Consider the following 11,804-nt stretch of genomic DNA (forward strand, 5'->3'; position numbering starts at 1 on the left):
CTTAGTACAGTTGATCCTTGGTCAACTTTTTCGCCAAATATTGCAGGAAGATGACGATCGCGATGATCAGGATCGCCATGGCTGACGCGGTGTAGTATTCACCCCGCAGCAGGTTTTGAAATACAGCCAGACTCATCGGCGCCCAATCCGTCGGAGCCAGAAGCAAGGAAATACTCGTTTCCTTGATCACCGTGACGAATACGAGAATGGCGCCCGCGGCGATTCCGGGCAGCATCAGCGGTCCGATCACGGTCACGGCGGCGAGCAGGTTGGAGGCCCCCATATTGACCGCAGCTTCCTCAATATCCTTGCGAATCGCCATCATCGAGCTCATCGTCGAGCGAATCATGTACGGCATGCGTCGAATCGTATAGGCGATAATGAGCAATATCGCTGTTCCCGTCAGCTTCAACGGAGCGGTGTTAAACGTCTGGATGAGCGCGATCCCAAGCGAAATGCCCGGAACAATCAGCGGAATGGACGAGATAAAATCAAGTCCTCCGGAATTGCGCCTCACGACAAAGTAGGACACGAAAGTGGCGATCACCACGCTCAATACCAAAGCCCCGCCGGCAAGAACCAGACTGTTTAGAATATTTTTATGCGACGTGCTGAAAATCGTCAGATAGTGGCTTAGCGTATAGCCGTCCGGCAGCGCATGACGTCCCCATGTAGTCGCGAGCGACGACAGGAAAATCGAGGCGACGCCGAGCACCGGAATCAGCACAATCAAAAAGGAGTAGGTGGTCAGTACGGAAACCACTCCCTTGTGATCGTTGAGCTTTTGGCGAGTCGGTTTTCCCGAGATGGTGCCGTATTCCTTTCCCTTGATCACGAGACGCTGGAGCCAGAAGAAGAAGGCAGCGACCAGAAGCATGATGACAGTCAGTACCGCGGAGCCAGCCCAGTTGAAGAACCCGGCCATTTCCCGATACGCTTCTACCACGATCAGGTTGAGGTCCTTCGGCGCGAGAATAATCGGCGTCCCGAAGTCGGAAAAGCTCACGGTAAAGATCAGCAGCATGCTGGAGACGATCCCCGGCATCGCAAGCGGCATCGTTACCCGCATAAACGTGTACCAGCTCTTGGCACCCAGGTTTTGCGACGCTTCTTCCAAGGTCAGGTCGCTGATCTTGAAGGCCGCCACCATCGGCCACAGGGCGTACGGAAAGAAGAAAAAGACCTGCACCAGCACAATCCCAAGCATCGACTGGATGTCAAAGAGCACGCCCTCCCCGCCGATCGCTTGATAGATGTGATTGACCCACCCCGTTTTTCCGAACATCAGCATGAAGGCGTAGGACGAAATGAAAGTCGGTACGACCAGTGGAATCGTACACAGCGTGGCAAACAGCCCCTTGAACGGCATCTTCGTCCGCGCAAAGGCGTAAGCGATCGGAATGACGATGATCGTCACCAAAAGGGCCACCCCGGTACTCAGCTTCAGGCTGTTCAGCAGGGCATTAAAGTACCCCTTGCCCTCAAACAGCGAAGAATAGGCGTCCAGCGACACATGGGACAGCTTCTCGATTGTCTTTCCGAGCGTTTTTTGACTGACCAGACTGCCAAACAGGTTGATCGGCTCGCCCGTAAAGCTGACAAGCAAAATCGAGAACAAAGGAACCAGGAGAAACAGGAAGAAAAACAAGTAGATCAACCATTTCAGGACTGTAAACCCGCTCAACGATTCGAGAATTCGCTTCTTCTTCATAGGATCACCACGAGATGAGGATCGATGGAAAGACTGACTTTGCTGCCCGGAGGAAGCAGCGGCGTTCCTGCTTCAAACGTCTTGTCCACTTCGATTTGCATATTTCCGACCTGTACGTCATAGCGAATGCTGGGTCCAAGGTAGGTAGACATGGTGATGGTACCCTCTATCGATTTGTCACCTGCATCGGCCGATTCTCCGGCAGTCAGGCGAATGCTTTCAGGGCGTATGATTACTTCTACATCTTCTCTTTTCGCAGAAAAAGCGGATGTGAGCAGCTGCCCACCCTCAAGCTGAATCACGGTGCCGTCTGCTTCCTTGCCTTTTACCTTGCCTTTGAAAATATTGGATGAACCGACGAAGTCCGCTACAAAAGTCGATCCCGGGTTGCTGTACAGCGACGTAGGCGTGTCTACCTGGACCAGTTTGCCTCCCTGCATGACCGCGACCCGGTCAGCCATGCTCATGGCCTCTTCCTGATCGTGTGTGACAAAGATCGTCGTAATCCCTACCTTTTGCTGAATCCGGCGGATCGTGACCCGCATGCTGTTGCGCAGCTTTTTGTCGAGGTTGGAGAGCGGCTCATCCATCAACAGGACAGCCGGCTCCATGATCAAGGCCCGTGCGAGCGCCACCCGCTGCTGCTGACCGCCGGAAAGCTGTCCCGGCAGCCTGTCGGCCAAATGACCCAACTCCACGAAATCCAGTGAATCTCTCACCTTTTTTTCCGTCTCTTTGTCCACTTTGCTCAATTTCCGGTTCAGCATATTGCCGAGCACTGCCAGCTTGGTGCCGAGGCCGCCCTGGTAAAAACGGCGGACCTGAAGGCTGTAGGCGACGTTCTCAAACACGTTCAAATGCGGGAACAGCGCATAGCTTTGAAACACCATTCCGCAATTGCGCTGGTTGGCAGGGACGTTGCTCACATCGCGGTCTCCGATAAAAATCTTGCCGGATGTGGGACTCTCAAATCCGGCGACGCAGCGCATCGTCGTCGTTTTTCCGCAGCCGGACGGACCGAGAAGGGCGAAAAACTCTCCCTCCCGGATGTCCAGACTGACGTCTTCCAATGCGGCGATTCCGTTAAACGATTTGTGCAAGTTCTCAATTTTGACCGACCCCATGGAAGAACCTCCTTATTGGAATTTTTGCCGCCATTCGTTTCGTACGCGGTCGTAGTTTTGCACGACCCAATCCACATCAAGCTCCTGCGCGTGCGGAACGACCTTTTCCAGCGTGAGCGGCGTCTTCGATTCCACCTCTTTGGAAATCGGGATATGGTACCAGTTGGCAAGGGTTTGCTGTCCTTCCTTGGACAGTAGGTAGTCGATCAGCGCCTTGCCGCCGTCAGGGTTTGGCCCATCCTGCACCAGGGATACCGGGTTGACGATGACCGGGGTCTTCTCAGGCACGATAAAGTCTACCTTCTCCCCTTTTGCCTTCATTTCGTACGCCATGAAGTCAAATGCGATCGCGATATGGGCTTCACCTTTGGCTACCGCTTTTCCCGGAGCCGAGCCGGAGTCAGGCATCGCACTCATCTGATCCACCAATTTTTTAAAGTAATCCCAGCCCGGTTCTTCCCCGCGAGTCATCAATTGGCTCAAAACGGTAAGCGTAGCTGTTCCCGATGCCGCCGGATTCGGCATTTGAAGCTTGCCCTTCCATTTCGGGTCGAGCAGGTCGTCCCATGTTTTCGGAGCTTCTTCCGGTTTTACCAGGTCCGTATTGTACACAAAGCCGAGCACAAACACCTCTGCTCCGATCCATTTCCAGTCCTTGTCGCGGATTTTGATCCCGTCGCGAACCTCCGGCCAATCCTTGATCGCTTCGGGCGTGTAGGATGTGATAATATCCTTGTCTTTCGCCGACTCGAACGGCAGGAAGCCGCCGCCGCCGTACCAGACATCCCCCATCGGATTGTCCTTCTCCGCAATCATTTTGTTCACGAGAACGTTGGTGCCGGCGTACTGAATGTTCACGACCGAACCTTTGAAAGCCTTTTCAAAATTTTGGCCGATTTCTTTGGTCATATCAGGTGTCTCAGGAGAGTAGAGAGCGATTTGACCGAGCTCTTTTCCGGCACCTGCACCCCCGCCAGCTTCTCCCGTGCCTGTACCGGATGAACCTGTATCTCCGGAGGAACACCCTGCTACCACAACCGTCGACAACAACGCAGCGGTCGCTACGACATTAAGCCACTTTTTCACCATTTGTCAGACCCCTCTTTCTGTTGTTTTTCCGTTGATCGAATAGTTTGACGATAACGAATAAAAAGAAAACCCTTACGTGTAAAACACACTCCTCCCCTAAAAGGAATGTGTTTACGGGTAAGGGTTTTCTCCGTTTTCTCCGCCTAACCGTATTTCCGTATGTTCACCTGCTGCACGATCAACTTTTCTACAGTATACCCACTTTTTTTATTTTCTGTCAATGATAATGCTTACAAATTTATTGGCGTTTCCATCCGCCGCTGTGTCCGCAAGGTATCCGTCCTATTCGCTAGTAAAGGTGGCGAGCCGTTTTTCTCCATCCCATTCGACTTTAATGCCAAGCACGTCGGCAAGCTGTTTGACGGGTAAAAATGTCAGATTCTTTTTCCTGGTCGGTACGGCATCCTCAAAAATTACCTTTTCGCCGTCAACCAGCATCTCCGACTTTCCGATATGCATCACGATATTTTTGCCTTCTTTTTTCAGCGTAATTTTTCCTTCGCTTTCCTCCCACCCTACTTCAAATCCGAAAACGTCCGCTATTGCCCGTAACGGAACCATCGTCCGACCGTTGTCGATATACGGCTCTCCTCCGGTTCCGGCAACCGCATGCAGATACTTCCCATTGACGCGGACTAAGACACGGGTTTTCATCGCCTCTTCGCAAGAGGGGAGCTCTTCAGTAATTGTCGTGCCATCTTCCTTCTTTATCATCAGTTCCTTGAGCGATCCGTCCCTGCTTTTGCTACAAGATGGTATGGGTACGACATCAGACCAAAAGAAATCCCTGGCAGCATACGTTTTGTTTCCGGATAACAGCACAACAAGCAGGCTGAGTATCGTCATGCATTTCCATTTTGCTTGAAACAAGATCATCATCTCCTGACTCTGATTCTTTTATTTTGACTTTTGAAGCTTCGAGCCATGATTCCCGTTAAAGAAAAAACGATCATTTTTTGTCCGCCTCACGCATAAACCATTCTTTCAGCTCTGTAATGTCATCTTGACTAAGTTCATCATCGTCAACCAGAGCTGCGAAAAAATTTTTCACCTCCCCGTTGTACAATCGACCGAGAAATGTTTTGTTTTCGTATTTTTGGTATTCCTTCCAGTTCAAAACAGGCTCGTAATAATTCACATTGCCGCTCATTGATTTGGTCAGAAAGCCTTTTTCAATCAGCCGTTTCAAAATGGTCGACATCGTTGAGGTTTTCCACCCTTTGCTTTCAAACATGTCCAGAAGCTGCGCAACGGTCACTGGAGCCGAAACTTTCCAGATCGCCTTCATGATTTCCATTTCTGTTTCCGACAATTTTCCTAATTTCTCCATCGCATACACCTCCCGCTTTTTATGCGACAACTTGTCGCAAAATCAATATACGACAAGTTGTCGCATCGTGTCAATGAGAGAGTAAAAGTTATTGCTTTTGTCCATATGTGCCCACAAAAATAGCGGGCTCTGCACAGCAGCGCAGACCCGCCAAAGACCGTCCAAGGGATTCCACCAATTGTCATAAAATGCCTACACAAATGCCGCCGCGGCACGGACTGCTTTTTGCCACCCGGCGTAGAGCTTGCTGCGCTCCGCCTCATCGAGTCTCGCCCCGAACGAACGCTCCACCTGCCAATTGTGCCCAATCTCCTCCTTGCTTTTCCAAAAACCGATGCCCAAGCCGGCCAAATAGGCGGCTCCCAGCGCGGTCGTTTCATGCACCTGGGGTCGTTCGACCGTGACACCGAGAATGTCGCTTTGAAATTGCATCAGGAACTGATTCGCAACCGCCCCGCCATCTACGCGCAGCTTGCTCAGCGGAACACCCGCGTCTGCCTCCATGGCCGCCACCACGTCCTTGGTCTGATACGCCAATGATTCCAGTGTGGCCCGGATGAAATGCTCTTTTTTTGTCCCCCGCGTCAGCCCAAAAATCGCCCCGCGTACCTCGCTGTTCCAATAAGGAGTGCCCAAGCCGACAAAGGCAGGGACGACGTAGACGCCGTCTGTGGATGACACGGCTGTCGCGTAGCGCTCGCTGTCCGCCGATGTTTTGAGCATGCGGAGGCCATCCCGCAGCCATTGGATGGCAGAGCCCGCGACAAAGATGCTTCCTTCCAGCGCATACTCCACCTTCCCGTCAAGTCCCCAGGCAATCGTCGTCAACAAGCCATGCTCGGAGCGAACGGCCTGTTGCCCGGTGTTCATCAGCAAAAAGCAGCCGGTTCCGTATGTATTTTTGGCCATGCCCCGCTCAAAGCAGGCTTGCCCGAACAAGGCAGCCTGTTGGTCGCCTGCCGCACCCGAGATCGGAACCTCGACGCCAAAGAACAGGTCCTTGTCTGTCACCGCGTACACCTCCGAGCTGCTTCTCACCTCCGGCAGCATGGAACGCGGGATGTCGAGCAGGGTGAGCAGCTCATCGTCCCACTGCAAATCGAATATGTTGTACATCAGCGTTCGCGACGCATTGGTATAGTCGGTCACGTGCGCCTTGCCGCCGGACAGCTTCCAGATCAGCCACGTGTCAATCGTGCCAAACAGCAGGTCCCCCTGCTCCGCCAAGGCTCGGGCTCCTTCCACATTGTCGAGAATCCACTTTACCTTGGTGCCTGAAAAGTAGGCATCGATCAACAGGCCGGTCTTTTTCCGAAACAATTCGTCGTACCCCCGGCTTTTCAGCTCTTCGCAAATATCCGCAGTCTGCCTGGACTGCCAGACGATCGCGTGATAGATCGGCACTCCTGTATGCCTGTTCCACACCACTGTCGTCTCGCGCTGATTGGTGATCCCGACCGCTGCGACTTCCTGGGCCGAGACATTGTGGCTGGCCAAAACCTCCCCGATCACGCCGACGACCGATGACCATATGTCCAGGGCATTGTGCTCTACCCAGCCTGGCTGGGGAAAGAGCTGGGCAAATTCTTTTTGGGCCATCCCGGCGATGCTGCCTTGCCTGTCGAACAGGATGGCCCGGGAACTGGTCGTCCCCTGATCGATTGCCAGCACATACTTTTTATCCATGAGCTACCTCCTTCAGCACGGGGCTCGGACACCTTTCACCTCTATCGTTGGCTGGGAGCATGAAGGCTGTTGCCCCGAAGCTTTGGGCCGTCTTTGCTCACAACACGGGAAACACTTCCGTTTTGATGCCGAAATCGCGGTGCAGCGCCTCCTGATGCTCCTCTGCAAAACCGCGGGCAATCATGCCGATGCGCAAGACGCTCGCCCAGTCATATTGTATTCGCTGTTTTTCCACCGCAACTCCTGCACGGTCCAAAAAAAGCATGACCTGATCGGGCGTTCCCCGCGGCGTTTCACTTTCCAAATAACAGAAGCACCGTTTTTCCCCGGCTTCCTGCATGCTGACCGGCTTGCTTTCCTTCCAGGCAGGCTGAGGAGTAAAGCTCTGCGTCAGCAAATAGGCCAAATCTTCCACAACGGCGCTCGCTGTCGGCAGCTCCCCAGCCCCTTTGCCCATGAACAACAGGTCTCCGACGATGTTGCCCGACACCTGCACGGCGTTGTGCGCATCCTGCACCTGGGCCAATGGATGGTCCAGCGGTACAAGCGTCGGACGGACGGAAAGCTGCAGAACGCCCTCTGCCCTGGACGCCTTGGCCAGCAGCTTGATCCGGTGCCCCAGTTCGCGGGCGAGGCCGATCTGCCCAAGATGCAGCCTGTCGATTCCCTGTCTTACGGCTGCATGCAGCGGCAGGGACTCTCCGAATACGAGCTGGGCCAGGATGTACGATTTGTACAAGGCATCCCAGCCCTCTACGTCAGAGGCCGGGTCTGCTTCCGCGTAACCAAGCTCCTGTGCCTGCCCGAGCACTTCGGCGTAGGGAAGCTTCTCCTGTTCCATCCGCGTCAGGATGTAATTCGTCGTTCCGTTTAAAATGCCGCTGACGGATACGATGTCATTGGTCCGCAGAAACTGGCGCAGCACGCCGAGAATTGGAATCCCGCCTGCCACGCTTGCCTCGTACGCCAGCTGGACGCCGTGCCGATTGGCCAGCTGAACAAGCTCCGTTCCGTGTTTGGCGAGCAGCTCCTTGTTCGCTGTGACGATGTGACAGCCCTTTTCCATCAATGCCCGGACATAGCCGTACGTAGGATCAATTCCGCCCATTACCTCGAGGACGATGTCCACGTCCGACTCCAGCACCTCTTCAAACCGGGTTGTGACCAAATCGTTCTCAAGCTGCACGGATCGCTGTTTTTCCGCATTGCGGACCAGCGCCTTGACCACCTCGACACGCCTGCCCAACCGATCCGAGAGCTTTTGCTGCTGGGAGCGGATCGTTTTCAACACGCCGCCCCCTACCGTTCCGACGCCAAGCAACCCTACTTTTACCACACTTGCACTCATGTCCCCACCCCTTTTTCTCATTTGAAACATCAAAAAAACCTTCTTCCGATGAGGAAGAAGGCTCGCGATTCACAGGGGCCTCCTTCTCATCTGCCAAGACATACTGTCGTCTTGCAGGAATTGGCACCTTGTCACAAATTGCGTGACGGTTGCCGGGCTTCATCGGGCCAGTCCCTCCGCCTCTCTGGATAAGAAAGAAGGTATGAAATTGTGTATAAATAAAAAACCTTCTCCAGCTAAGAAGAAGGTTGGCATCCGATATGGACGTGCTCCCGCTTCTTATCTGTCAAGACTGCCATCAGTCTTGCAGGAATTGGCACCTTGTCACAAACTGCGTGACGGTTGCCGGGCTTCATCGGGCCAGTCCCTCCGCCTCTCTGGATAAGAACAGTATTTTCCTGTTGGGAACATTGTAAGGAATTCCGTTTGCGCCGTCAACCAAATATTTCTGATATTTCATACCCCGATGTTTCCTTTCATTTTTGAAAAGAAGCGTTTCTCATTTTTTATAAGCGGCTCTCGTGCTGGCAGCGATGCGATAACTGGCAGCTCCTGATTCCCTGTTTTGGCCTGTGCTTTCTCAATCGTGAGAATAAGCGTGCTGACAATGATGCTGCGACGGAAGCGACTGATCATTTGGTATCGTTCTTGCATATTATTTTCGGAAAAGTCAGAGTTCAATTCTCTACTTCTATTCGCATGGGACGTCAGGTCAGTCGAATATACATGAATTAACAGATGCTCCACTCTGACTCTTTTTTCGGGAAGGGAGGTGCTGCTTTTGCGAAGGCTGCGGCCTGTCTGGGTACATGATCGTCCCACTTAGCTCGGTTCCTATTTATTATCTGCCTGTGCGCAGAAGGAGGGTGTTTGGATGAGACTTCGTCCGCGTGAGCCAATCGATGTTGCGACACAAGTAGCGGTATTTCCCGCTACGATCGATCTGCATTTGCAGAAATGGCTGTTTCGAATGCGAAGATAGAACGCTGTAACCATATGGGAGGAGGACTCTATGAGAGTCGCTATTTTAGGAGTTGGCGGTGTAGGACAAGTAAGTGCGTGCGAAATCGTGAAGTCAACGTACCTGCAAAAACTGGTGCTGGCGGATATTTCGATCGGCCCGGCGGAAGAGCTGGCCGCCGAGCTGCGCCGGGAAACAGACGTGGACATCCAGGTGAAACGCGTGGACGCCCGCGATGTATCGAGCGTTCAATCCATTTTGACCGATATTGACGTGCTGCTTCATATCGGTTTGCCGGAAAACAACTTTGAAGTGATGAAAGCGTGCCTGAACACGCAAACCCATTATATAGACACGGCTTCGAGCGGCCCGCAATGGCTCCGCAAGCAGCTTGCCTGGAACGACAAATTCAAGGCTGCAGGCATTCTTGGGATCATGGGCCTCGGCTGCGACCCGGGCTTCTCCAATATCGCGGCGCGGTACGCCGTGGACCAGCTGGACGAAGTCGACGAAATTCTGATTCGCGACGGCGACAATTCCGTCGTGGACTACGACGGCTTCTGCTCCTTCTTCAGTCCGCAGACAGCCATTCAGGAGTGCTTGGCCAAGCCGAACTTCTGGACGGCCGACAAAGGGGAACAATACCTGCCTACCCCGTTTGCCAACAAGGAGGAGTTCGAATTCCCCGAGCCGATCGGCTGGCTGGACTGCTACAACGTGGAGCACGAAGAAGCCACCACTCTTGGCGAGACGATTGGCCGCGCGAAAGGGTGCAAATACGTGGATTTCAAGTACGCGCTCCATCCCGACTTTGTCAACACCCTCAAGGTGCTGAGCTATCTGGGACTGGACAGCGATGAAGAGATCGAGGTCAAAGGCGTCAAGGTAGCGCCGCGCGATGTGGTCGTGACGACCATGCCCAAACCCGCCGATCTCGCCGGAAAAATCCACGGCTACTCCTCTGTCGGGGCACTCGTCAAAGGCAAGAAAAACAACAAGCGAAAAGAAGTTTACGTCTACACGATCGCCAATCACGATGAGGTATACTACAAGACGGAATTTCAGGCAACGGTCTGGCAGACAGGCATCCCGCCAGTCGTCGCTGTCGACATGATCGCCGAAGGATTGTTGACCACGACCGGCTGCATACCGCCGGAGCTGATCGACCCGCTTCCCTTTTTGGAGAGGCTAAAGGCTCGCGGCATGACCTGGGATGTCATCGAAAAAACTGCCCCTCTCAGGCAAATATCGTAGTGCGTAACTTGAGTATAGAGAGATCGGGATTGGCATTTTTTCGCCGTCCCGATCTTTGTCAAATGAGCTTTCGGAATGCTTCCCGATCTATCGATCCTATCAGAAACGAAGGTGAGGTCTGACATGATGGAGAAAAAACGGACAAGCCTCTTTTCGCTCGTCCTCCTGCTGATCGCTGCCCTGCTGACGGGCCTAACCGGCTGTGGGAGCAGCTTAGCCCAGCCTGTTCAACAGGGGCAGACCGCTGGCGCTTCTGCGCCGGGAAACGACGCTGCCAAGGCGGAAGCTGGCAGCCAAGCCGGTCTGTCCAAATCTCTCAATCTCTTTATCTGGTCAGAATACATCCCGACTAGCGTGCTGGACGCCTTTGAAAAAGAGTACGGCGTGAAGGTGAACATCAGCACCTACTCGTCCAACGAGGAAATGTTTGCCAAACTGTCCGTCCATTCATCCGGCTACGATCTTGCCGTTGCGAGCGATTACATGGTAGACTTGATGCGCAAACAGCAATTGATGGAAAAGTTGGACTACTCCAACATTCCCGACATCAAAAACATCGGCCCGGAGTTTTTGAAACGCTCCTCTGATCCCGAGGGGGCTTTTTCTGTGCCGTACATGTGGGGAAATGTCGTGATTGCTGTCAATGCGGACAAGGTTTCCATCCCCGTTTCCGGTTACCGGGATCTGCTGAAGCCCGAGCTGAAGGGATTGCTGGTCGTACTGGATGACGCCCGCTCGATGATCGGCATCGCCAATCAGATGCAGGGCAAATCGCTGAACGAAACGGACCCGGCCGTACTGGATAAATCGAAAGAACTGCTCAGCCAATTGATGCCCAATGTGAAGGCATTTGACAGCGACAGCCCGAAAACGCTCCTCGTGTCCGGCGAGGTCGCGGCCGGTATCGTCTACGGTGCCGAGGCTTCGCTTGCCCGCCAGGAAAATCCCGCGATCAAAACGGTATTGCCACAGGAAGGGATGGAGCTTTGGCAGGATAATTTCGTCATTCCCAAGGGCAGTCCAAACAAGAAAACGGCAGAGACGTTCATCAACTTCATTCTCCGCCCGGACATCAGCGCTGAAATCTCCAAGCATTACCCGTATGCAAACCCCAACCTGGCCGCTCACGAGCTGATCGACAAGGAAGTATTGGAGGACTCCGCCGTCTATCCGCCGAAGGAGGATTTGGCGAAAGGGGAATACATGGTTGACATCGGGGATGCGGCCAAGCAGTATGACCGGATTTGGTCGGAAATAAAATTAGAGTAAAAGGTGGATGAAGCGTGAAACAGACAACCTGC

General features: G+C 53.4%; 10 protein-coding genes and 2 riboswitches. Of the genes, 2 read left to right on the top strand and 8 right to left on the bottom strand.

Annotation, left to right across the window (positions count from 1 at the left end; genetic code table 11):
* Window position 1 precedes the first annotated feature (1 nt).
* The 8 genes from Q3F21_RS04260 to Q3F21_RS04295 all read right to left on the bottom strand — a co-directional run bounded on the left by Q3F21_RS04260 (window position 2) and on the right by Q3F21_RS04295 (window position 8,969).
* A complete protein-coding gene (locus Q3F21_RS04260) occupies window positions 2-1,711 on the bottom strand; it encodes an ABC transporter permease (protein WP_340250228.1) in 1,710 nt (569 codons plus the stop codon).
* Window positions 1,708-2,835: an ABC transporter ATP-binding protein gene (locus Q3F21_RS04265; RefSeq protein WP_340250229.1), complete on the bottom strand. Its 1,128-nt coding sequence runs from the start codon at window positions 2,833-2,835 to the stop codon at window positions 1,708-1,710. The genes Q3F21_RS04260 and Q3F21_RS04265 overlap by 4 nt, the downstream gene beginning before the upstream one ends.
* A gap of 12 nt (window positions 2,836-2,847) precedes the next feature.
* On the bottom strand, window positions 2,848-3,924 hold the full coding sequence (locus tag Q3F21_RS04270) for an extracellular solute-binding protein (RefSeq protein ID WP_340250230.1): 1,077 nt from the start codon (window positions 3,922-3,924) through the stop codon (window positions 2,848-2,850).
* A 282-nt stretch (window positions 3,925-4,206) separates the two neighbouring features.
* Window positions 4,207-4,794: a copper amine oxidase N-terminal domain-containing protein gene (locus Q3F21_RS04275; protein ID WP_340250231.1), complete on the bottom strand. Its 588-nt coding sequence runs from the start codon at window positions 4,792-4,794 to the stop codon at window positions 4,207-4,209.
* Between the two features lie 79 nt (window positions 4,795-4,873).
* The gene (locus Q3F21_RS04280; protein ID WP_340250232.1) at window positions 4,874-5,254 is read right to left on the bottom strand and encodes a BlaI/MecI/CopY family transcriptional regulator; all 381 of its coding nucleotides are present in this window, start codon (window positions 5,252-5,254) and stop codon (window positions 4,874-4,876) included.
* Window positions 5,255-5,446: 192 nt separating this feature from the next.
* Window positions 5,447-6,940, bottom strand: coding sequence for a glycerol kinase GlpK (gene glpK, locus Q3F21_RS04285; protein WP_340250233.1), 1,494 nt, complete (start codon window positions 6,938-6,940; stop codon window positions 5,447-5,449).
* A gap of 97 nt (window positions 6,941-7,037) precedes the next feature.
* Window positions 7,038-8,288 carry a homoserine dehydrogenase gene (locus Q3F21_RS04290; protein ID WP_340250234.1) on the bottom strand — a complete coding sequence of 417 codons (1,251 nt, stop codon included), beginning with the start codon at window positions 8,286-8,288 and terminating at the stop codon, window positions 7,038-7,040.
* An 83-nt stretch (window positions 8,289-8,371) separates the two neighbouring features.
* Window positions 8,372-8,483, bottom strand: a riboswitch (SAM riboswitch).
* 81 nt (window positions 8,484-8,564) lie between these two features.
* Window positions 8,565-8,676, bottom strand: a riboswitch (SAM riboswitch).
* Window positions 8,677-8,744: 68 nt separating this feature from the next.
* Window positions 8,745-8,969 (bottom strand): hypothetical protein, encoded by a 225-nt coding sequence (locus Q3F21_RS04295; protein ID WP_340250235.1) that lies wholly within the window; start codon window positions 8,967-8,969, stop codon window positions 8,745-8,747.
* 331 nt (window positions 8,970-9,300) lie between these two features.
* Here Q3F21_RS04295 and Q3F21_RS04300 point away from each other — a divergent pair, with 331 nt between their 5' ends.
* Together Q3F21_RS04300 and Q3F21_RS04305 are read left to right on the top strand one after the other, a co-directional pair.
* Window positions 9,301-10,503 (top strand): saccharopine dehydrogenase family protein, encoded by a 1,203-nt coding sequence (locus tag Q3F21_RS04300; protein WP_340250236.1) that lies wholly within the window; start codon window positions 9,301-9,303, stop codon window positions 10,501-10,503.
* 123 nt (window positions 10,504-10,626) lie between these two features.
* Window positions 10,627-11,772: a polyamine ABC transporter substrate-binding protein gene (locus Q3F21_RS04305; protein ID WP_340250237.1), complete on the top strand. Its 1,146-nt coding sequence runs from the start codon at window positions 10,627-10,629 to the stop codon at window positions 11,770-11,772.
* Window positions 11,773-11,804: the final 32 nt, after the last annotated feature.

This window comes from Brevibacillus borstelensis (genome assembly GCF_037834415.1).
Classification (GTDB): domain Bacteria; phylum Bacillota; class Bacilli; order Brevibacillales; family Brevibacillaceae; genus Brevibacillus; species Brevibacillus borstelensis_A.

What these genes read in the sequence shown, in the direction of transcription:
- Q3F21_RS04260 (WP_340250228.1), bottom strand. Translation starts at nt 1,711, where the DNA reads ATGAAGAAGAAGCGAATTCTCGAATCGTTGAGCGGGTTTACAGTCCTG.
- Q3F21_RS04265 (WP_340250229.1), bottom strand. Translation starts at nt 2,835, where the DNA reads ATGGGGTCGGTCAAAATTGAGAACTTGCACAAATCGTTTAACGGAATC.
- Q3F21_RS04270 (WP_340250230.1), bottom strand. Translation starts at nt 3,924, where the DNA reads ATGGTGAAAAAGTGGCTTAATGTCGTAGCGACCGCTGCGTTGTTGTCG.
- Q3F21_RS04280 (WP_340250232.1), bottom strand. Translation starts at nt 5,254, where the DNA reads ATGGAGAAATTAGGAAAATTGTCGGAAACAGAAATGGAAATCATGAAG.
- glpK (WP_340250233.1), bottom strand. Translation starts at nt 6,940, where the DNA reads ATGGATAAAAAGTATGTGCTGGCAATCGATCAGGGGACGACCAGTTCC.
- Q3F21_RS04290 (WP_340250234.1), bottom strand. Translation starts at nt 8,288, where the DNA reads ATGAGTGCAAGTGTGGTAAAAGTAGGGTTGCTTGGCGTCGGAACGGTA.
- Q3F21_RS04300 (WP_340250236.1), top strand. Translation starts at nt 9,301, where the DNA reads ATGAGAGTCGCTATTTTAGGAGTTGGCGGTGTAGGACAAGTAAGTGCG.
- Q3F21_RS04305 (WP_340250237.1), top strand. Translation starts at nt 10,627, where the DNA reads ATGATGGAGAAAAAACGGACAAGCCTCTTTTCGCTCGTCCTCCTGCTG.